The following is a 22282-nucleotide window of genomic DNA, read 5'->3' on the forward strand; positions in this document are numbered from 1 at the left end:
AAGGAAATTTTTATCCTATCTTCCCCAGATTGTGCCTCCGGCAATAATTCTAGAATATTTATCCGTATTGTGCATTAGGAGTGAAAGTATAAAATTAAACCCTTAAATCCTTCACAAAACTAGGGGTTCGGCGTTTTTTTTAACCATTAATTAACAGACGGATTTTAAATAAATTTTCATTTTGCACTTCTAGAAAAAAACTAACGATAACTCAATAACGATAAAAGTTAATATGGAAGAAAACACTACTATTGATATTAGTGCTGTGAATGAAAAAATTGCCCAAGAAAGTGCTTTTATTGACTTACTCACCCATGAGATGAACAAGACCATTGTTGGTCAAAAATACATGGTTGAAAGATTGCTTATTGGTCTTTTGGGCCAAGGCCACATTCTTCTTGAAGGCGTTCCCGGGCTTGCAAAAACACTAGCCATTAACACTTTGGCGAAAGCGGTAAAAGGCAGTTTTAGTAGAATACAGTTTACTCCCGATCTTTTACCTGCCGATGTTGTGGGTACATTGATCTATAACATTAAGGAGAATGATTTTTCCATTAAAAAGGGACCCATCTTTGCAAATTTTGTGCTAGCAGATGAAATAAACAGAGCACCTGCCAAAGTACAATCGGCTCTACTTGAAGCTATGCAGGAAAAGCAGGTGACCATTGGGGATGAAACTTTTAAATTGGCACCTCCTTTCTTGGTAATGGCAACCCAAAACCCGGTAGAACAGGAAGGAACTTATCCATTACCTGAAGCACAGGTTGACCGTTTTATGCTAAAAACGGTTATAGATTATCCTAAACTCAACGAGGAGCAACTCATTATAAGACAAAATCTAAAAGGTGAAACCGAGCCCATAAAACCCGTGGTTACCTTAAAACAGATATTAAGTGCACAACAAGCCGTTCGTGAAGTTTATATGGACGAAAAAATAGAAAAGTACATCTTGGATCTTGTGTTCGCCACCCGATATCCAGAAAAATACAATCTTGAAAACCTTAAACCCCTAATCAGTTTTGGTGCCTCCCCAAGAGGAAGTATCAATTTGGCAAATGCCTCCAAATGCTATGCATTCATTAAAAGAAGAGGATATGTTGTCCCTGAAGATGTTAGAGCCGTTGTTCATGACGTGCTAAGGCATCGTATTGGGATAACCTATGAAGCCGAAGCTGAGAATATCACTTCTGAGGAAATCATTAACAAGATTGTCAACGAGGTAGAAGTACCTTAAAAAGTTGACCTTTGGCAACATGGGGTGATGGCTTCTCCCTAAACAATCCACCACCTTAAAAATTGATTGCTGAATACTGTTTGCTTGCAGATGGATACAAAAGAGTTATTAAAAAAAGTTCGTAAAATTGAGATAAAGACCAGGCGTCTTTCCGACCATATTTTTGGTGGGGAATACCATTCTACCTTTAAAGGTAGAGGTATGACTTTTAGTGAAGTACGACAATATCAATTTGGGGATGATGTAAGAAATATTGATTGGAACGTTACTGCAAGGTACAACGAGCCTTTTGTGAAAGTCTTTGAAGAAGAACGGGAACTTACCATGATGTTGATGGTTGATATTAGTGGCTCTGAACTCTTTGGAACCACCAATCAATTTAAAAAAGAGGTTATTACCGAAATATCTGCAACCCTTGCATTTTCAGCATTACAAAACAATGATAAAGTTGGACTGATTCTGTTTTCTGATGAAGTGGAACTGTTCATCCCTCCCAAAAAAGGGAAAAGCCATGTACTTCGTATTATCAGGGAACTTTTGGAGTTTACTCCAAAAAGCAGTCAAACCAATATTGCCGAAGCATTAAAGTTTTTGACCAATGTGATGAAGAAAAAGGCCATTGTATTTGTGCTTTCCGATTTTATTGCTAACGATTACGACAATACGTTGCGCATTGTAGGCAACAAACATGATGTTACAGGCATCAGAGTTTTTGATGAACGCGAAGAATCCATTCCCAATTTGGGAATGGTACAAATGCAAGATGCTGAAACCGGTGCATTGCAATTGGTAAATACACGCTCCAAAAAAGTACGTAGCGCTTATGGACAGTTCCATAAAGACAAGGTTGCCTATTTTGTGGATTCATTTACCAAATCTGGTTGTGGTGTGATCAATTGCCGTGTGGATGAGAGCTATGTGAAAAAATTGTTGGGCTATTTTAAACGTAGAGGATGATGAGAGCTAAAAAGTTAAATTCTAAAATAGTCTGTACTACATTATTGATGCTCCTATCTTTTGTTGGATTCTCTCAAGATGATTCCAAAATCACTTCAACAATTGACACCACTTCCATAAAAATTGGAGAACAGATTCAATATACCATTACCGTAGAAACAGATTCCCTGAATGTCGTCCATTTTCCAGAAGGGCAAACTTTTTCTCCACTGGAAACGGTAGAGGCTATTATGCAGGACACAATCAAAAACAATAATAAAGTAATTCTTCAACGCATTTATGCCCTTACTCAATTTGATAGTGGGGCATATACTATTCCACCCCAGCGGATAGCAATCAATGAACAACCCTTTTTCACCGATTCTTTCCGTATTAAAGTGGCCGATGTGGTAGTGGATACCATAAAGCAGAAAATGTTTGACATAAAACCTCTGATCGAGGTTGAAAAAAGCAATGCTAAAATTTGGAAAATCGGATTGACGATACTTCTTGCTCTTTTGATAATTGGTGGATTGGCATATTGGTTCTTCCTAAGAAAAAAACCGCTTACCGAAGAAGAAAAAGAAGCTTTGCTCCCACCATATGACAGAGCCTTATTGGAGCTTAAAAAGTTGGAAAATTCTAAATACCTTATCCATGACGAGTACAAAAAATACTATTCAGAGCTTACAGATATCGTACGCTCCTATTTAGAAGAAGATGTCCATGTTTCCGCTTTGGAAAGTACTACTGGACAACTGATCACAAAATTGGAGATGTTAAAGGATTCCGGAGAACTCAACTTGGATGATGATACCATAACCCAATTCCAAAAAATATTACAAACTGCTGATTTGGTGAAGTTTGCCAAATCAAAGCCTCCAACTTCCATTGCAGAGCAAGATCGCCTAGCAGTAGAGCAAATTGTAGTCAAAACACATGATGCCCTTCCAGAGCCTACAGAAGAAGAATTGCTGCAAAATGCCGAATATTTAGAAGAACTTGCCAAGAAAAAGCAACGAAAAAAAATCTATTGGGCCGCTGCTATTTTTGCTGGAATCCTATTTATAGGAGGTGCATTTTCCGTAGCTTATTTTGGATTTAGAGAAGTTAAGGATACTGTTTTTGGTCACCCAACAAAAGAATTATTGGAAGGTGAATGGGTTGCGAGTTCTTATGGATTTCCACCCATTGAAATTGAGACACCAGATGTACTTCTCCGTCAAAAGGTAGAACTCCCGCAAGAGATATTGGACAGCATTCAAGACATACAAACTTTTGCTTACGGAAGCTATACTCAAAACCTTTCCTTAAGCAGTACTTCAGTGACTTTCAAAAACCAGAGTGACCCTGATTTTGAAGGAGCTATTGGTTCAGCTATCGGTATTTTTGAGCAGGTGGGCATCAGAAACATTATTACCAAGCAAGAGGAGTTTACCACTCAATCAGGTGTTACCGGACTTAAAGTATATGGCACGGGTAATTTTAAGAATCCTATAACTGAAAAGTCAAAAAAAATAAAGTATAATATCTTAATGTTTGGTGGCAAAGGATTCATTCAGCAAATTGCCATTACTTGGGAAGATGGTGATGATTATGCCGAACAAATTGTAAGCCGAATATTGAACACTTTAGATGTAAAAACGCAGACCTAAATGTTTGAGAATATAGAATTTGCAAATCCACAGTTTTTTTGGTTGCTGCTTTTGCTTCCAATGGCTTTGCTATGGTATTTTTTCAAACGAAAAGATGAAGTAGCATCCTTGAAAATTTCCAGTATAAAAGGATTTTCAGTAAAAAACATTGCCTCCCAGCTAAGACCTGTCCTTTTTGCACTGCGCCTTTTAGCACTTGCTGCTATCATAACAGCATTGGCAAGACCCCAGACTGAAGATATCTCTACACGAACCAAGACTACAAAAGGAATTGATATTGTTATGGCAATTGATGTCTCCTCTAGTATGTTGGCTCGTGATTTAAAGCCCAACAGGCTCACGGCACTGAAAGAAGTAGCTGGGGATTTTATCAAACAGCGTCCCAACGACCGCATTGGTCTTGTGGGCTATGCCGGTGAAAGCTATACCAAAACCCCCATTACAAGTGATAAATCCATTGCCCTGAGTGCCCTAAAGGAAATAACATATGGTGAATTGGAAGATGGTACCGCAATAGGTATGGGTTTGGCAACTTCGGTGAATAGATTAAAAGAAAGTAAGGCCATTAGTAAGGTCATTATTCTTTTGACAGATGGAGTGAACAATTCGGGTTTTATTGAACCCAATACAGCTGCTGATCTAGCTGTGGAATTTGGTATAAAAACCTATACCATAGGTCTGGGCACCAATGGCAATGCCTTATCACCAATTGCTTACAATCCTGATGGGTCATTTAGATATGGAATGCGAGAGGTGAAAATTGACGAAAAACTCTTGGAAGAAATCGCAGATGTGACCGGCGGAAAATATTTCAGGGCTACGGACAATGAGAAACTGGAAGAGATTTATGATGAGATCAATAAATTGGAAAAGACGGAGATAGAAGAATTTAAATACTATAAATACGAAGAAAAATATAGACCCTTGATATTATTGGCTGGAGTATTGTTATTAATTGAATGGGTATTGCGCAACTCAATTTTTAAAAGTTTTATTTAGAGAAGAATGATTCAACTTGATGAAAAAATGTATTTCTACCTATTGGCCATTATTCCGGTAATGGTTCTGGCTTTTTTCTTTCTTCAAGTTTGGAAAAAAAGAACTCAACGCCAGTTTGCGGAGATCAAACTTTTAAGAAGATTGGCCCCAAATAAGTCTAGTTTCAAATCAGCCTTAAAATTGATTTTTTTATTACTGGGATTGGCCTTTTTGATTATTGGTCTGGTCAACCCAAAAATTGGAACAAAGCTGGAAACGGTAAAACGCGAAGGAGTTGATATTGTTTTTGCCGTTGATGTTTCTAAAAGTATGCTCGCTGAGGATATTGCCCCAAATCGATTGGAAAAAGCCAAAAGATTGGTTTCAGAAATCATTAATCAATTGGCCAGCGATCGAATTGGAATTATTGCTTATGCTGGTCAGGCATATCCGCAATTGCCCATTACCACTGACTACGGAGCTGCTAAGATGTTCTTGCAGGGCATGAACACCAATATGCTTTCTTCCCAGGGAACTGCAATTAATGCCGCCATAGATTTGGCAAGCACTTATTATGACGATGATGACCAAACCAATAGGGTCTTATTCATAATCTCAGATGGAGAAGACCACTCAGAACAATCAACTATCAATGCTGTTGAAAATGCTGTCCAAAATGGGATACGCATCTTTACCATTGGGGTAGGAAAACCAAAAGGCGCTCCCATTCCCATCAAAAGAAATGGGATTGTTCAAAGTTTGAAAAAGGATAACCAAGGAGAAGTGGTCATTACAAAATTAAATGAGACAGTCCTTTCGGAAATAGCTAGTGAGGGTAATGGAGAATATATTGAAGGCTCCAATACAGAAAATGCTGTAGAATACATAAAAGAGCAATTGAACCAGATGGATAAAAAGGAATTTGAGGCCAAGCAATTTGCCGAGTATAAGGACCAATTTCAATGGTTCTTGGGCATAGGTCTTTTATTTCTATTTTTGGATATTTTCGTTCTCGACAGAAAAACTAAGTGGTTGAAAAAACTAAACCTTTTTAATGAACACGATAAGGTATAAGATAAGATGGATGTTTGGCCTATTGTTGTTTGCCAGTTTAACTGGTCAAGCACAGGAACATGAAGTGATCAAAGAGGCCGAAAAAGCTCTTCAAGCTTCCACAAATCTTACGTGGGAGGCTAACAAGGAACTTACTTCAAACGATTTTACCACTGCAGAGTCCAATTATAGAAGGGCTATTTCCAAGAGTGGAGAAAACACTGTGGCACCATTTAATCTAGGTACCGCCTATTACAATAGAGAAAGTTATAGTGAAGCTTTTGGTAGATTTAAGCAAGCTGGTGAAAAAACGGTCGAAAAACCAAAAAAGCATAAGGCGTTTCATAATATGGGCAATGTCTTTATGAAGAACAAAGAGTATCAAAAAGCTGTTGAAGCCTACAAAGAAGCGTTGAGAAATAATCCAACAGATGAAGAGACCCGTTATAATCTAGCATTGGCCAAAAAGATGTTGGAGAAACAACAGGACGAGCAAAAAAACGATCAAAACCAAGACAATAAGGATAAACAAGACCAAGAGGATCAAAAAGATCAAAATAAGGATCAGAACGACGAAGGCGACCAGAACAAGGAAAATGAAGGGGAGCAAAATGAAGATGAGAACAAGGACAAGGGAGATGAAGGCGATAATGGAGAAAATAAACCAGAAGAGAACACAGAAGGAGACGGCGATAAAAAGAAAGAGCAAGAGAAAAAACCCAATGAAGGTGATCAGCCCGAAGAACAAAAACAACAACCTAGACCCAATCAGCTATCCAAACAACAGATTCAAAATTTGTTAGAAGCTATGCAAAATGAGGAAAAGAAAGTCCAAGAAAAAATGGAAGCGAAAAAGGTAAGGGGCAAAAAGACTAAAAACGAGAAAGACTGGTAATGCAAAAAGTGTGGTTCAAATTTTTGTTTTTGAGTATGTCCTTGTTTTTAGGACTTTCTTCGCATGCCCAAGAAAATGAAGTCACGTTTGAGCTGAAGGTCAGCAAGGAAAAATTGGGCATTAATGAGCGCTTACGGGTAGAGTTTACCATGAATAAAGATGGGGATAATTTCAACCCCCCTCCGTTTGAAGGTTTCAAGGTGGTCATGGGACCCTCCCAATCCATAAGCTCATCCTGGATTAACGGAAAACGAACCTTTTCCAAATCGTATTCCTATATTTTGGTGCCAACAGCAAGAGGCAAGTTTACCATTAAACAAGCCACTATTGAAATAAGCGGGCAAACCTACAAAACTCTTCCAAAAGCCATTGAGGTTACAGCTGCTGTAGATAAACCCAATAGCGAAAAAACAGTGGATGATGTTGCAGATGAAAGTCTGCATTTGGTAGCGGAAGTCTCCAAGACAAGCCCTTATTTAAATGAGGCGGTTACGGTTGTCTACAAATTATTTGTGAGTCCAAACATCAGTGTTACCAACTACCGCCCACTGGACAATCCTAAATATAATAATTTTTGGAGCCAAGAAATTCCAGTTACAAAACATACTGCTCAGAATGGCACTTATAAGGGAAAACCGTACCGTTATGTTGTACTAAAACGAGTAGTACTGTACCCTCAGAAATTTGGAAGGTTAGAAATTGAACCGCTTTCACTAGAAATATTTGTAGATGTGCCTACCAACAGAAGAGACTTTTTTGGAGGCCGTATTTATTCCCAGACCAGTAAAACTGTTTCTGCAGGAAAGCGCACCCTAAATGTTAAGGCATTGCCGGAAGCAGGCAAACCTACAGATTTTGGGGGAGCTGTTGGAGATTTCGATTTTTCAGTCACAACAAGTAAAAAGCAGTTAAACGCTTCTGAATCGCTACAAGCAAAGGTTCAGGTCAGCGGAAAAGGAAACTTGAAGCTATTCCAACTTCCAGAGCCAGAACTCCCAAGTGCTTTGGAAGTGTACGAACCAGAGTATGATGAAAATGTACGTACCATTAGTTCAGGAATGGAAGGCAAAGTTGCCAATAATTACACTATTGTGCCTTCATACAGAGGCAAGTATCCTATTCCCGGTATTTCATTTAGTTACTTTAACCCAAAAACCGCAAAATACGTTACCTTAAATTCAGAGGAAATCAATATTGAAGTATTGGAAGGCCCCCTTGGAGCATCAGACAATGCAGTAACACCATCAAACAACAAACAATTTGTAGTACCAACAGGAAAGCAATTTCATTTTATAAAGCTCAATCCCAATTTAAGCAAGATAGGCGTCAATTATTTCTTTGGTTCAAACAAGTTCTATCTCTTACTATTTGCTCCCTTGTTACTAATTCCCATAGCAGTTTTCTTTTTTAAGAAAAGAGAGGCCATAGCCAGTGATGTGGCCGGAAATAAGATAAAAAGAGCCAACAAGCTTGCCAAAAAATACCTTTCAACCTCAAAAAAGGAATTGGGCAACAAAGAGGCATTTTATGTCGCTCTTGAAAAAGGACTTCATAATTATCTAAAAGCCAAACTGAAGATAGAAACTTCAGAATTTAGCAAAGAAAAAATCACTGCAATTTTAACGGATAAAAATGTGGAAAGTTCTTATGTAGAAGGATTTATAAGCCTTTTGAAAAACTGTGAAATGGCTCGTTACAGCCCTTTTTCAGATGTACAAATGCAGAATGATTATGAAAAGGCCAGTGAAGTAATCTCTAAAATGGACAAGCAATTATGAGCATTAAACAGTTAAGTACCCTCATTTGTTTGTTTGTGTTCTTTTTTGGGGTGTCTCAGAACAGTTCCATTTTTGACCAAGCTACAGAACATTATAATAATGGTGAGTACTCAAAGGCCATTGAAAACTATGATAAAATTTTAGAAAATGGGGAGCATTCTGCAGAACTATACTTTAATCTAGGAAATTGCCACTATAAATTAAATGCCATTGGTCCAAGTATTTATTATTATGAAAAGGCACTACTTTTAAAACCAAACGATGGCGAAATCCTGAATAATCTCGGATATGCCCAAAATATGAGATTGGATGCTGTGGAGAAAATGCCCAAAACGGAAATCGCGCAATTATACAATGATTTTGTCACTGTTTTATCATTTGATCAATGGGCATATTTATGCATCTTGCTGATTATTTTGTTTGTTTTGGCCTACTTGGCCTATTTCTTTTTGCGCTTCGCCTCCCAAAAACGCATAGCATTTATTGCCAGTGTTTTATTCTTGATTGGAGGAGCTTTGAGTGTGCTATTGGCCTATCTGCAGTATCAGGATTTCAAAAATGATAATCCCGCTATCATTTTTAGCAAAGAGGTAAAAATCAATGCAGAACCCAACAATAATAGTGAGGTTGTCTTTATGTTACATGAAGGGACCAAGGTCAATGTTCTGGACCAACTTAAAGATTGGAAGAAAATTAAATTGGCAGATGGGCAAACCGGATGGTTACCCAAGAACAACTTAAAATTGTTGAAAGATTTTTAAAGTTTCCTTAACAGAAAAAATATTGTTTCACCTTATTTTTGCCACAAAGTACCCAAATGCTTAAGACCATAGCACATCCGATGATTTGTCTTATGTTAATATTCTCCATATTGACTCCATCCATTATTTCCTTATTAAATAAGGATTGTGCAGTAGTCGTTCTTTTAGATACTAATGATGAAGAAAAACAAGAAAAGGAATCTGAAAAAAAAATTGGAGAAAAAAACTTGTTTGCTGGACCCTTTGATATGAACAATGGGCTATTCTTCGATCTTACGGAAGTAGAAAACATCGAATATCTACTTTTTAACACAGATTACATGGCAGAGATATTCCTGCCGCCACCTGAGAAATTGGTTTAACCCTCACTATTTATCGATCAATTTCTAATCGTCTCCAACCTAAAAACACTGTTGGGGGCACAACTATTTTATTATCATGTTTAAACATATTAAAAACGACTTGCCTGCAAGTATCGTTGTATTTTTTGTGGCACTACCCCTTTGCTTAGGAATAGCGCTGGCTAGTGGAGCACCTCTATTTTCAGGCTTAATTGCTGGAATTATCGGAGGGATCGTTGTAGGTTCCCTTAGTGGTTCCCACATCGGGGTCAGTGGTCCTGCGGCAGGTTTGGCGGCAATAGTATTGACCGCTATAGGAACCTTGGGAGGTTTTGAAAACTTTCTGGTTGCCGTTGTTCTTGGTGGCCTCATCCAAATTGTTTTTAGCATTCTAAAAGCTGGTGTCATTGCTTACTATTTTCCATCCTCTGTAATCAAAGGAATGCTTACCGGAATCGGGATTATCATAATATTAAAACAAATCCCCCATTTCTTCGGTTATAATTCCAACTTTTCCTTTTTCCAAACAGATGGGGAAACTACCGTTAGTGGCATTTTTAACGCCTTGAACTTTATAAGTCCTGGAGCCACTTTAATTGCTGTAATCGCTCTTGCAATCCTTATTCTGTGGGATAAAGTTTTAAGTAAGAAATCAAAAATTTTCCAGCTGGTGCAGGGGCCTTTGGTAGCTGTCGTCGTTGGGATATTATATTTCGTGTTCACCAATGGCAATTCTGAGTGGGGAATAAATGAGAAACTATTGGTAAGTGTTCCAATTCCTGAAAGCATAGAGTCTTTGGGTAACTTACTGAGCTTTCCAAATTTTGCCGTAATAGGTAATTCCGAGGTTTGGATCACCGCTTTTACCATTGCCTTGGTAGCAAGTTTGGAAACCCTTCTTTGTGTGGAGGCCACGGACAAATTGGATCCCGATAAGAGAACCACCCCTACAAACAAGGAACTTCTTGCCCAAGGAGTAGGTAATAGTATCTCCGGTCTTTTAGGAGGATTACCCGTTACCCAAGTTATCGTTCGCAGTTCGGCAAACATCCAATCTGGCGGAAGAACTAAAGCATCGGCTATAATTCATGGTTTTTTCTTGTTGATTTCCGTCATTTTAATTCCACGGTTGCTCAATATGATTCCACTATCCGTATTGGCATCAATTCTGTTCCTCGTCGGCTATAAATTGGCCAAACCTGCTTTGTTCAAAAAAATGTACGGTTTGGGTTGGAAACAGTTTATTCCTTTTACAGTTACTGTTTTTGGTATCGTTTTCACGGATTTGTTGATTGGCATCGGATTGGGTCTTATGGTCGGTATTGTTGTGATTTTATTGAAAAGCTACCAAAACTCCCACTTCCTTCATATTGAAGACAAAAGTAATGGCAAGCATAGAATCAAAATGACCTTGGCCGAAGAAGTGACCTTTTTTAATAAGGGTGCTATTCTAAAGGAGTTGGACAGCCTTCCAAATGATACTTACTTGGAATTAAATCTTTTAAATACGAGATTCCTTGATAATGATATCATCGAAATTCTTGAAGATTTTGCCTTAAAGGCAAAGCAGCGGAATATCGATATTCAGTTGGTCTCTAAACGCGGGGTGGAAGAAAACCCATCAAGCTATATTGAGTTCTTTAGAACTCGTCCAAAATCAACACTAAGTTTGAGTTAAAAAATAAAATTATGGAAAGTAAAAATTATAGAATACTAGTACTCTCAGATTTGAGAAAAACTTCAACCACCATTTTGAAAAATACCGCCAGTTTGGCAAAAATGATCGGTGGCGAAATTGCATTGTTGCACGTAAAACAACCTCTAGGCGTAGTAAAGCAGGACAATCAACTTTCTGCCGTTAGATCTATCAATGACACCTATACGTCAACCAAAAGCCAAATCAACGCATTGGTAAATCCAATTACCGAAGATTATGGGGTAAAAATCAGTACCACTTTTAAGGTTGGAAACGTTAAGGAGGAAATCAAAAAGAAAATAGAAGAGTTCCATCCAGATATCATTGTGCTGGGACAACGCAAATCTAAGCCGTTCAAATTGTTGGGCAGCAGCATCACAAAACATATCATGTCAACTTTTGATGGCCTGGTCCTGATTGCATCCCATGAGCAAAAAATCGGGAGCGATAAGGAGCTTTCTCTAGGTACCTTAAACAGCTCCAAAAACTTGATGAAAATGGGATTGTTGGAACAATTGATGAAACAAAGCTCACAACCATTAAAGTTATTTAAGATCAAGCATGGTAAAACTGAGTCCACTCAAGAAGAGCTCGCTGACAGACACATGGTAGAGTATGTTTTTGAACCTCAAGACAATGCCATCAATAATATGTCAACCTACCTTACTAGAACGAACGTAGATCTTTTGTTCATGGATTTGGATGACATTGCCAATACCAATATCAATGTTAAAAATGTAATTGGTAAATTTAATGTACCTTTTCTCTTGGCAGGAAAACAAAAATCAAAAATTAATAACTCTTTAAACTAAGAACAATATGAATGCACATACTAAAGAAACACAAGCCGCCATATCTCCTCAAAATGCCCTTGAGCTGTTAAAAGAGGGTAACAATCGATTTGTAGAAAAAAATCCCGCTGATAGGGATTTGTTACAACAGGTCTCCCAAACTGCTTCTGGACAATATCCTTTTGCCACGATTCTGAGCTGTATAGACTCAAGAGTTTCGGCAGAATTGATTTTTGATCAAGGTGTTGGTGATATTTTCAGTGCCCGTGTAGCAGGAAATATTGTGAACGAGGACATCCTTGGTAGCATGGAATTTGCTTGTAAATTGGCCGGAACCAAAATCATTGTGGTTTTAGGGCATACCGCTTGTGGTGCCGTAAAAGGCGCCTGCGATGATGCCAAAATGGGCAATTTAACTGAATTGTTGAGCAAAATAAAACCTGCTGTTGATGCTGTATCTGAACCTGCCGACGCTTCACAAAGAAATTCAGGTAATATTGGTTTTGTAAATACCGTTGCAGAAAAAAATGTTCAAATGACCATTGACAACATTAGAACCCAAAGTCCTGTACTAAAGGAAATGGAGGATAACGGTGAAATTTTGATTATTGGTGGCATGTATGATATTGGCAATGGAAAAGTGAGCTATATATAGATTTTCTTTCCCTTAGTAATAAAAAGGTCAATGTTAACACTTCATTGACCCTTTTTATTTTTTGAAAATCACTATCTTAACAGCTATTCACTTTTAAACGGCTGTTAGGTATGTTCAAACATTTTAGAGGAGATTTATTCGGTGGTATCACCGCAGGTATTGTTGCCTTGCCCTTGGCGCTTGCTTTTGGGGTAAGTTCTGGTTTAGGTCCAAGTGCTGGACTTTATGGTGCAATTTTCATCAGTTTTTTTGCTGCTCTTTTTGGCGGCACAAATACGCAGATTTCCGGCCCCACTGCACCAATGACAGCAGTAAGCATGGTAATAATCGCTGGTATTCTGGCCGTTCACGATGGCGATGTCAACAAAGCTCTACCTATTATTTTAGCAGTATTTCTCTTGGCCGGATTAATGCAAATTGGTCTGGGGCTCATCGGTCTTGGAAAGTATATAAAATACATACCGTATCCCGTTGTATCTGGCTTTATGACCGCTATTGGGGTCATCATTTTGGTAACACAAATTCTTCCTGCAGTTGGTTATTACCCTAAGGAAGATGCCGAATATGTCAATCAATTTAAAGCTGCCGCTGAGGAAGAAATCCTAGAAAATATTCTGAGAGAAGAAGCCGGAGAGGGAATTTTGGTATTGGAAAACTTTGAGGAAACTATTAGAAGAGCAGAAAAAATTACTCCTGCAGATATGCAAAAAGAAGCCAAGACATTGGCAGCTAAAGATGCATCTGGTGTCATGGGTACTATAAAAGTACTCCCAAGGGCATTGCAAAACATTAATTGGTTGGAGCTAGTTTTGGCATTGGCCACCATAATTATCATTTATGGCTTTAAACGTATTACCACAGCCGTTCCGAGCACGTTAGTTGCGTTAATAGTAGTCTCTGGTGTAGCTGTCGGATTTGATCTAGGTTATCGGCCAATTGAACAAATTCCAGAAGGGCTTCCAATTCCACAGCTTGGAATTTTTACAGAATTTAAACTATCCGCACTTACTCCATACATATTTACAGCACTTACATTATCGCTTCTAGGAGCAATTGATTCCTTATTGACCTCAGTAGTTGCAGATAATATGACCCAAACCAAACATAAACCCAATAAAGAGTTGGTGGGTCAGGGAATAGGAAATAGTATTGCCGCATTTTTTGGTGGTATTCCTGGTGCAGGTGCCACGATAAGAACTGTAGTTAACATTAACTCTGGAGGTAAAACCAGACTTTCTGGAATGGTTGCTGGGATACTTTTATTGGTAATCCTTCTTGCTCTAGGACCAATTGCTTCTCAAATTCCTGCAGCTGTTTTAGCTGGGATTCTGGTAACTGTAGGTATTGGAGTAATGGATTATAAAGGATTGAAAGCAATCCCATTCCTACCAAAAGACATAAAGCTTGGGCCGTTAAAATTGAGCTCTGAAGTCATTATCATGTTAGTCGTTTTAGTACTGTCCTCTATTTGGAACTTGGTATATGCAGTGGGAATTGGGTTAGTGATAGCTTCCTTGATGTTCATGAAAAAAATTGGGGATCTTACTGCAACTAGATCCAATGTTAGACCATTAAAAGAACAACCTTGGGCAGATGAAAAAGGCTTCCCTTCCAAACTAAAGGAAGAAGTTTTTATAAAACACATTAAAGGTCCTTTGTTCTTTGGCTCAACAAGTGATTTTCAGCAATTGGCAGAGCAAATTCCAGATACAGCATCAACGGTCGTCATCAGATTAGACCGCATGCAATACATGGATCAATCAGGGTTATATGCCATGGAAGACATATTGCAAGACCTGAATAAAAAGGACATCAAAGTATTGTTTGTGGGCCTTCTTGATCAACCCAAATATATGATGGAGCGTATTGATATTATTCCTGACCTAATTTCGAAGGAGAATATTTTTGAAGACTTCCAGCATTGTATAGATTGGATTTTAGCTAATATTGAAGACACCCATACAAGTTGATTCTTTTTTGGCAATAATGTGATGCTTTTTTTGAAGTTTCCAAATGATTCAGGACCCATTTATTTGGAGACCATAGAGGGAAGGTTCCCAGTGGAGCCTTTTAACACCTATAGTAATTTGGTCTTTGTTGCACTGCTCATTTATTGGGGCGCTAAAGTATACAAGAACCCAAGACGGCACCTTTTCCTGTCTTGGGTTCTTCCAATTATTGCCATAAGCTATATTGGTGGAACGATTTTCCATGCAACCAGAAGTCATGAATTTTGGCTCAGACTGGATTGGATGCCTATCATGCTTCTATGTTTTACAGTCGTTATCTATTTCATTTTTAAATTATCAAAGTTTTGGTGGAAACGATTTTTGTTGATTGTTATCATTCTTGGAACTTCATTTTTACTGAGAATTTTACCCATTCCTGCACCGCTTCGTATTTCTTTAGGTTATATAATCACAGCCTCAACCATCCTTTTCCCCATGGTATGGTACATGGCAAAAACCAAATGGCAAAATGCTCATCTTACACTTTTGGCTTTTTCAATCTTTGGGGTGGCAATTTACTTTAGGAGTATAGATTTATCACAAGCCTTCTTTCCAATGGGAACGCATTGGCTATGGCATCTGTTGGGTGGTATTGCAGTACATTTTCTTATTGCCTACATATTCAAAGACAATTTGCTAAATTTGTCGGCCAATAGCGCCAACAACAATGATTGAGACCATTAAGGAACATTTAGCCGAAGTAGAAAGTTTTACTTCCACCTCAAAAGATGAAATAGAAGTTTTCCGAATTAAATATTTAGGAAAAAAAGGGTTGCTGAACACATTCTTTGCCGAATTCAAAAATGTCCCGAACGAGCAGAAAAAAGAATTCGGACAGGTTATCAATCAATTGAAGAGCGCTGCTACGGAAAAAGTAAATTCACTTAAGGCCTCATTTGAAAACCAAGCAGATGTCAAGGGGAAATTTGGAGATCTTACCCGGCCGGGAGAACCCATAGAAATTGGAGCAAGACATCCTATTTCCATTGTGAAAAATCAGATTATCGATATTTTTTCACGAATAGGATTCAATGTTTCAGAAGGTCCTGAAATTGAAGATGATTGGCACAATTTTACAGCATTGAACTTGCCTGAATATCACCCTGCTCGAGATATGCAGGATACGTTCTTTATCCAGACCGACCCAGATATCTTGCTCCGCACCCACACATCTTCGGTACAGGTACGCTATATGGAGAATAACAAGCCGCCCATTAGAACCATTTCTCCGGGAAGGGTATACAGAAACGAGGCTATTTCTGCTCGTTCCCACTGCTTTTTTCATCAAGTGGAAGGATTGTATGTAGATAAAGACGTTTCTTTTGCCGATTTGAAGCAGACCTTACAGTATTTTACATCGCAGATGTTTGGAAAATCAAAGATTAGGCTTAGGCCGTCCTATTTTCCATTTACAGAACCCAGTGCAGAGGTGGACGTGTATTGGGGTCTTGAAACGGAAACAGATTACAGAATGACCAAAGGAACAGGGTGGCTAGAAATTATGGGCTGCGGCATGGTGGACCCCAATGTCCTTCAAAACTGTGGAATTGATTCAGATATATATTCTGGTTTTGCCTTCGGAATGGGTATTGACCGAATTGCTCTGCTGTTACATCAAATCTCGGATATTCGTTTATTAAGCGAAAACGACATTCGGTTTTTGGAACAGTTTAAAAGTGCACTTTAGTATATTCTTTTACCAAAAATTATCTTTTCTTTCCCAAAATTAGGTAGGAGGCATTTGAAATTAAGGAAATACTCAACCAATATGTGCTCAATATAACCAAACCAGATAGGTTGAAAGGGGATCTAAATTTGTTGACGGCAATCATTGTATCAGAAAACATAAACAATAAAACTGCCAAAGCTATTAATAGATAAGCAGTTTGTTTCTGTCTTAAAAAAAGGCTCATTCCTTGCCATGCCATAAAAATGATGACAATAATGTATATAGTCACTGGGAGCTCAAAATTCCCCAGATTTGGCTGTAACCAAAATAAAATAACTCCACCTATTACAAGAAAAATGAGTAGTGAAACCCAATGAAAATGAAATCCTTCCAATTTGATAAAAGCCGATGCAAACAACAAATGACCTATTAAAAATGACCCTAGACCAAAAACAAAGTAACTGTCCTTAAGTAAAAATACGTCTCCCAATAAACAGAATGCCAGGGCTATAATTATGAGATTCCTGTATTTGGATAGTGTGCCGCTTTGCACAAAAAACAAAAGTGACAATATTAAAATTGTGGTTAAGGGTTTAAATATGGAAAACAGGGTTTTATCTACAGCAGAGTCAAAATAAATAGCTAAACATGCAGAAATAAAGCTCAATATGTTGATGACCCTTCGGGTTTTTGAATTTTTCATAACCAATCCTTAAATGGCTTTTTGCTTAATTGGGAATTATAATATTTTACATCTCCTGTTACTTCTTTTCCCAACCATTCTGGCCTATCGAACAGTTCGTCTTCATGTTGAAGCTCAATCTCTGCAACAACAAGGCCTTTGTTCTCTCCTAAAAATTCATCAACCTCAAAAACATGATTGCCCAAGGGAACCAAAAATCGATTCTTTTCCAGAATGACTTCCTCACATAGATCAATTAAATTAGTTGCTTCTGCAATGTTGATTTCTGTTTCCCATTCAAACCGGGTAGTCCCCGCCTGATTGCTTTTCCCTTTAATAGTCAAAAAAGCAGCATCTCCTTTAATTCGCACACGTACAGTTCTTTCTGGATGGGTATTCAAAAACCCCTGAACTATTCGCTCTTGCGAATTTGCTTCCTGCTTGTACATGTCAGATCTGACCAAAAACTTACGTTCTATTTCTAAGTGTTCCATCAAACTAAATATACCCTAAATTTGAGTATGGACTTTGATTTTCCTCTTAGAAAAATCATTCATGTGGACATGGACGCGTTTTATGCTTCTGTGGAACAACATGACAACCCCGAGTTAAAGGGAAAACCTGTGGCTGTGGGTGGAGGATCCAAACGGGGTGTTGTTTCCGCTGCCAGTTATGAGGCCAGAAAATTTGGTGTCCGCAGTGCCATGGCCGGATATATTGCGCGAAGAAATTGCCCTGATTTAATTTTTGTAAAGCCCAGATATGATCGCTATAAAGAAGTCTCCCAACAAGTACGTAGCATCTTTTTTGAATACACCGATCTTGTTGAACCTCTTTCATTAGATGAAGCTTATTTGGATGTAACCGAAAACAAGAAAGGGAACCCTTCTGCGACACTCATCGCTAAAGAAATCCGTCAAAAAATATTGGCCGCTACTGGATTGACCGCCTCTGCGGGAATCTCTATAAACAAATTTATTGCCAAGGTAGCCAGTGATTATAATAAGCCCAATGGACAAAAAACCGTTAACCCCGAAGAGGTCATTCAATTTTTGGAGGATCTTGATATCCGAAGGTTTTACGGAGTGGGAAAAGTCACCGCTGAAAAAATGTATAAGCTGGGTGTTTTTACCGGAAAAGATTTAAAGGAAAAATCCATTGAATTCTTGGACAGCAATTTCGGAAAGAGCGGCAAATATTATTATTATGTGGTTCGTGGCATTCATAATAGCGAGGTGAAACCTCATCGTATTCCAAAATCTGTTGGAGCTGAACGCACTTTTTTTGAGAATCTAAGCAGTGAAATTTTTATGCTAGAAAAATTGGAAAACATAGCCAATGAACTGGAAAGAAGGCTCAAAAAATCCAAAATCTCTGGAAAGACCATCACATTAAAGATTAAATACAGTGATTTTACGCTCCAGACTCGCAGTAAAACACTTCCATATTACATTGCAGACAAAGAATTGATTTTGGAAACTGCCAAAGAGTTATTGTATCAATCTTCTTTGGAGAATTCGGTAAGATTGTTAGGTATTTCATTGGCCAACCTCAATACCGAAAAGAAGGAGAAAAAGGAAAAAGAGGAGTCCGTATCTGTACAGTTAAAGTTCGATTTTTGAAAAATTCCTTTTCTACATAACAGAGCCATGCCCAGCAATCATATTTTGTTCATGGAAATGGCAACTGTCCAAACAAAAACTGAAGAGATAAAAATACCTATGGTGTTTGCCCAAAATGCTTTCTTCTTTTCAATCCCGAACAAATAAGAGGCTATACTACCCGCATACACTCCTGTTCCTGGTAAAGGAATCATAACGAAGAACATTAAGCCAAAAAAGCCAAATTTTTCAATTTTCTTGCCCGACCCTGTTTTGGCACGCTTGGCAACGTATATGGCCGATTTTTTATAAAATCGCCATCTTATAAGGTAACGATTAATGTGCTCCAGAAAAAACATCATCAATGGAAATACTGCAACATTTGCCAAAAAGCATGCCCCAAAGACCAAATAACTATTAAGGCCTTTCATAATACCATAAGGTATGCCCACTTTGGCTTCCCCAAAAGGAGACAAACTCCAAAGCATAGAAGTCAACAAATCCACCATAGCAATTTTAATCTGCTAAATTAAGCTAAAACTGCATCGCCAACTAGTTAAAAAAATATTAACCCTTAACTGTGGGAAAAATGTTTTCGAACAATAACCAAACTGAACAGACCAGTCTTTTTATATTTGTAGAATGAAAAAAGCCATACTTCGCGAAAAGATAATCAGTACTGCTGGTGAACTGTTTTATTCAAACGGATATAATTCAACTGGAATTAACGAAATTATTGCAAAGTCTGGAATTGCAAAGGCCACTTTGTATAGTCATTTTAAGTCAAAAGAAGATATCTGTATTGCGTATTTAACCCAGAGACATGAAGATTTTCTTACTTCTTTGAAAAACTACATCTCTAAACGCAAGAAGGGTAAAAACCAACTCTTAGCCATTTTTGATTTCTTACAGGATATGTATCGCGAAAAAAAATTTCATGGCTGTTGGGCTCTTAAGACCTTGGGTGAACTCTCTCCAAAACAAAAAAAGGTTTTGGCTGTAATTCAAAAACAAAAGAAAGACCTTCTGTTATATTTAGGAGAAGTTGTGGGCAATAATATCTTGAACGTCTCCAAGGCGGAAACCGAAAAAATATCCGGGGGGATTTATCTTTTGTATGAGAGTGCCATTACAGAAAGTCATCTTTTCAAAAATGATTGGCCCATTTACATGTCCAGAAGTCTAGCCCCGTCTGTTTTTGCAAATTCAGAATTGGTATGAACAAAAAAAGCCCCTTTTAGTAAGGAGCTTTTTTGTCGACTATCCCATCTTTATTTTACAATCAATGTATTGTCTGTTGATGTTGGATTCAATGGACAGAAGTAGACATATTCTCCTTTTTCCAATTTTGTGGGTTTTGATGTTTGTGACGCTCCCGTTTTTACAGGTTTTGTTACATAAGCTGTTTGAATGTGATTTTCTGGCTTGCTCACATCTTTTCCTTTTTTGACCAATACAAAGCCAACATCATGTCCTACTCCATTATTGGTAATGTCAAAAACATAGGTTCCTTCAGAAACGGTAATTTGTTTTTGGGTAAACTCACCTGCTGTTTGCTCTAATGCAACAGTTTTCACTGTAGCATCCTTCATCATCTTATCCTGTGCGCTTGCGGAAAAAACGGTTCCAACGGCCAATACTAAAATTGCAAATACTTTATTCATCTTGTCTTATTTAATTTATTACGATTTATTATTCTTATTAGGCTTCAACGGCTTGTAAAGGTTGGGCCGCTGGGAAATCAACAGGTATTTCTGTTGTATTGTTGATATAGTTTGAAATGGTCTTATCACCAACCAATAGTATCGTGTCTATCAAGTTTTCTTTAGTCCATCCAGCAGTAAAGAAATTATCTACAACCTCAGCATTGGTAGCTCCTCTATTTTCTGTGATATTTCTGGCCAATCTTGCCAACGCATCCAATTTATTGTCAAAAGATGCCCTACCGGCTCTCAATTCCAATATTTGATCTTCTGTAAAACCATTCATCTTACCAATGGCAGTATGCGCGGATAAACAATATAGACAACCATTAACTTCACTTACGGCAAGGTTAACCGCTTCTTTCTCTTTTGCCTTCAAAGATGTTTTTGCATTGGCAAAGTTTAAATAATTGCCCAGTGCATTTTCTGAATATGCATATGTGGCATAAAGGTTAGGGACAAACCCGACGGCCTTTTCCAAATTGTCAAAAATTGCCTGGTTGGCGCTACTTACTTCTTCTCTTTTTGGTACATTAAATGTGCTCATAGTTTAAAAATTTTATGTGTTGTTATATGGATTAAAAATTCTTTACAAATGGTTTTTCCGTATCACAATAAAAATCGTGATGGTGTTTTTGCTCACAATGTGATGCGGGTATGACAGCCTGATCGGCGGATTTCTTTGAAGTCCTAAAAATCTCTATGAGATTAAAAATTGATTTTTCTATTGCTTTCATCTTTACCTTACTTTTAATTACACAGCAAAGATGTGGCGAAAAAGAAGGGTAGTGTTAGCAAGAATTTCCCGATGGCTTGCCCAAATTTCCCTTAGGCGCTTGCAAGAAGGTTTTCTCGGTATTCGGAAGGTGTCATCTGGGTCATTTTTTTAAAGAAACGACTAAAGTGTGCTGGATCATTAAATCCCAAATCAAAAGCAATTTCCTGATTTTGTTTATCTGTAAAATGAATAAGTCGTTTTGCTTCCAGTCCCAAACGGTCCAATATAATTTGTTGTGGAGATTTCTGATTATATATGGAAAACAAATTGGATAGCGTCTTTGGTGATTTGAACAACATTTCTGCATAGTCGCTGACTTTTCTTTTGGTCCTATAATGTATGTCCACTAAATAATTGAATTTTCTAATGGTATCTATCTGGTCATTATTCAGTGTTTTTACAATAAGTTGTTCTTTGGCCAAACGTGTGCTCATAATGATTAATCGTTTTAAGAGCATTTGTAGCATATCTCCTTGAATATTGTCAGGGGTTGAAAATTCTTCAACAAAAACTTCAAACCAAAGGTTGAATTTTCTAGCCTGTTCTTCTGGGATTGAGATAATAGGTAAATTTTGAGTGCCAAAAAACAAAATTCCATTGCATGATACCTCACTGTCATGATCAGATATACAATAAAACTCCCTATTAAAAAGTATGGCTGAAAGCGGCAGGTTGGTCTGCGAAAAAGAAACGTTTTGCAGATAGGTAACTGTAACCAATTGATTAGGCTTCAATTTCAGTTCCATCTCATCAACATTAATGACCAATGGCTCATTGTTTCTGTTCCACAAAAATTTTATGGTGTTGGTAGTTATGGAGAAACGATTGTTATCATTCTTAATATCATCCGTTAAGCCTAAAATAGCACCTAACTTTGTATCCTTATATTCGTGTTTCATCCCAATTTCCCTTCTTAAATTGATTGTTCAGGTTGAATTTATTAGCAATTAGTCCTTCAATGTTGTTTATACTTACACATGGTGGAAGTCCTTATTTCACATCATTCCTTAAACAAGAATGTTAATTTCTTGACCAAATTTTACTAATCATCATACTTTTTATAGTAT

Annotated in this window: 23 protein-coding genes; 17 read left to right on the forward strand and 6 right to left on the reverse strand. The window is 37.8% G+C overall.

What is annotated here, in order from left to right:
* The first annotated feature begins 232 nt into the window (after positions 1-232).
* The 15 genes from CRO15_RS02325 (at position 233) to pheS (ending at position 16469) form a co-directional block, all read left to right on the forward strand.
* Positions 233-1234, forward strand: a complete 1002-nt coding sequence (locus tag CRO15_RS02325; RefSeq protein ID WP_097044162.1) for an AAA family ATPase — start codon at positions 233-235, stop codon at positions 1232-1234.
* 90 nt (positions 1235-1324) lie between these two features.
* Entirely contained in the window at positions 1325-2191 is an 867-nt protein-coding gene (locus tag CRO15_RS02330) for a DUF58 domain-containing protein (protein ID WP_097044163.1), read from the forward strand.
* Positions 2188-3825, forward strand: a complete 1638-nt coding sequence (locus CRO15_RS02335) for a BatD family protein (protein ID WP_243396884.1) — start codon at positions 2188-2190, stop codon at positions 3823-3825. The genes CRO15_RS02330 and CRO15_RS02335 overlap by 4 nt, the downstream gene beginning before the upstream one ends.
* The gene (locus CRO15_RS02340; RefSeq protein ID WP_097044165.1) at positions 3826-4824 is read left to right on the forward strand and encodes a vWA domain-containing protein; all 999 of its coding nucleotides are present in this window, start codon (positions 3826-3828) and stop codon (positions 4822-4824) included.
* A 6-nt stretch (positions 4825-4830) separates the two neighbouring features.
* Positions 4831-5877: a VWA domain-containing protein gene (locus CRO15_RS02345; protein WP_097044166.1), complete on the forward strand. Its 1047-nt coding sequence runs from the start codon at positions 4831-4833 to the stop codon at positions 5875-5877.
* Positions 5858-6751: a tetratricopeptide repeat protein gene (locus CRO15_RS02350; RefSeq protein ID WP_097044167.1), complete on the forward strand. Its 894-nt coding sequence runs from the start codon at positions 5858-5860 to the stop codon at positions 6749-6751. The genes CRO15_RS02345 and CRO15_RS02350 overlap by 20 nt, the downstream gene beginning before the upstream one ends.
* A 35-nt stretch (positions 6752-6786) precedes the next feature.
* Complete coding sequence (locus tag CRO15_RS02355; protein ID WP_243396885.1) at positions 6787-8529, forward strand: BatD family protein; 1743 nt, start codon at positions 6787-6789, stop codon at positions 8527-8529.
* Positions 8526-9290, forward strand: coding sequence for a tetratricopeptide repeat protein (locus CRO15_RS02360; RefSeq protein ID WP_097044169.1), 765 nt, complete (start codon positions 8526-8528; stop codon positions 9288-9290). The genes CRO15_RS02355 and CRO15_RS02360 overlap by 4 nt, the downstream gene beginning before the upstream one ends.
* A 56-nt stretch (positions 9291-9346) precedes the next feature.
* Positions 9347-9652 carry a hypothetical protein gene (locus tag CRO15_RS02365; protein WP_097044170.1) on the forward strand — a complete coding sequence of 102 codons (306 nt, stop codon included), beginning with the start codon at positions 9347-9349 and terminating at the stop codon, positions 9650-9652.
* 76 nt (positions 9653-9728) lie between these two features.
* A complete protein-coding gene (locus tag CRO15_RS02370) occupies positions 9729-11309 on the forward strand; it encodes a SulP family inorganic anion transporter (RefSeq protein ID WP_097044171.1) in 1581 nt (526 codons plus the stop codon).
* Between the two features lie 11 nt (positions 11310-11320).
* Entirely contained in the window at positions 11321-12139 is an 819-nt protein-coding gene (locus CRO15_RS02375; protein ID WP_097044172.1) for a universal stress protein, read from the forward strand.
* A gap of 7 nt (positions 12140-12146) precedes the next feature.
* Positions 12147-12773, forward strand: a complete 627-nt coding sequence (locus CRO15_RS02380; RefSeq protein ID WP_097044173.1) for a carbonic anhydrase family protein — start codon at positions 12147-12149, stop codon at positions 12771-12773.
* A 110-nt stretch (positions 12774-12883) separates the two neighbouring features.
* Positions 12884-14743, forward strand: coding sequence for a SulP family inorganic anion transporter (locus tag CRO15_RS02385; RefSeq protein WP_417935198.1), 1860 nt, complete (start codon positions 12884-12886; stop codon positions 14741-14743).
* A 21-nt stretch (positions 14744-14764) separates the two neighbouring features.
* Positions 14765-15457, forward strand: a complete 693-nt coding sequence (locus tag CRO15_RS02390) for a hypothetical protein (protein WP_097044175.1) — start codon at positions 14765-14767, stop codon at positions 15455-15457.
* Positions 15450-16469 (forward strand): phenylalanine--tRNA ligase subunit alpha, encoded by a 1020-nt coding sequence (gene pheS, locus CRO15_RS02395; protein ID WP_097044176.1) that lies wholly within the window; start codon positions 15450-15452, stop codon positions 16467-16469. The genes CRO15_RS02390 and pheS overlap by 8 nt, the downstream gene beginning before the upstream one ends.
* 19 nt (positions 16470-16488) lie before the next feature.
* Here pheS and CRO15_RS02400 read toward each other — a convergent pair whose 3' ends face one another.
* Positions 16489-17154, reverse strand: a complete 666-nt coding sequence (locus tag CRO15_RS02400) for a lysoplasmalogenase (protein ID WP_097044177.1) — start codon at positions 17152-17154, stop codon at positions 16489-16491.
* Complete coding sequence (locus tag CRO15_RS02405; RefSeq protein ID WP_097044178.1) at positions 17151-17627, reverse strand: CYTH domain-containing protein; 477 nt, start codon at positions 17625-17627, stop codon at positions 17151-17153. The genes CRO15_RS02400 and CRO15_RS02405 overlap by 4 nt, the downstream gene beginning before the upstream one ends.
* Before the next feature lie 27 nt (positions 17628-17654).
* Here CRO15_RS02405 and dinB point away from each other — a divergent pair, with 27 nt between their 5' ends.
* The gene (gene dinB, locus CRO15_RS02410) at positions 17655-18755 is read left to right on the forward strand and encodes a DNA polymerase IV (RefSeq protein ID WP_097044179.1); all 1101 of its coding nucleotides are present in this window, start codon (positions 17655-17657) and stop codon (positions 18753-18755) included.
* Positions 18756-18793: 38 nt separating this feature from the next.
* On the opposite strand, the gene CRO15_RS02415 is transcribed toward dinB, so the two are convergent.
* The gene (locus tag CRO15_RS02415) at positions 18794-19243 is read right to left on the reverse strand and encodes a COG2426 family protein (protein WP_243396886.1); all 450 of its coding nucleotides are present in this window, start codon (positions 19241-19243) and stop codon (positions 18794-18796) included.
* A 133-nt stretch (positions 19244-19376) separates the two neighbouring features.
* On the opposite strand from CRO15_RS02415, the gene CRO15_RS02420 reads away from it, so the two are divergent.
* Positions 19377-19955 (forward strand): TetR/AcrR family transcriptional regulator, encoded by a 579-nt coding sequence (locus CRO15_RS02420; RefSeq protein WP_097044180.1) that lies wholly within the window; start codon positions 19377-19379, stop codon positions 19953-19955.
* A 50-nt stretch (positions 19956-20005) separates the two neighbouring features.
* Here CRO15_RS02420 and CRO15_RS02425 read toward each other — a convergent pair whose 3' ends face one another.
* The 3 genes from CRO15_RS02425 to CRO15_RS02435 all read right to left on the reverse strand — a co-directional run bounded on the left by CRO15_RS02425 (position 20006) and on the right by CRO15_RS02435 (position 22114).
* Positions 20006-20398 carry a cupredoxin domain-containing protein gene (locus CRO15_RS02425; protein WP_097044181.1) on the reverse strand — a complete coding sequence of 131 codons (393 nt, stop codon included), beginning with the start codon at positions 20396-20398 and terminating at the stop codon, positions 20006-20008.
* 37 nt (positions 20399-20435) lie between these two features.
* The gene (locus CRO15_RS02430; RefSeq protein ID WP_097044182.1) at positions 20436-20984 is read right to left on the reverse strand and encodes a carboxymuconolactone decarboxylase family protein; all 549 of its coding nucleotides are present in this window, start codon (positions 20982-20984) and stop codon (positions 20436-20438) included.
* Positions 20985-21265: 281 nt separating this feature from the next.
* On the reverse strand, positions 21266-22114 hold the full coding sequence (locus CRO15_RS02435; RefSeq protein ID WP_097044183.1) for a helix-turn-helix domain-containing protein: 849 nt from the start codon (positions 22112-22114) through the stop codon (positions 21266-21268).
* Positions 22115-22282 lie beyond the last annotated feature (168 nt).

This window comes from Flagellimonas pacifica (genome assembly GCF_900215465.1).
GTDB lineage: Bacteria > Bacteroidota > Bacteroidia > Flavobacteriales > Flavobacteriaceae > Flagellimonas > Flagellimonas pacifica.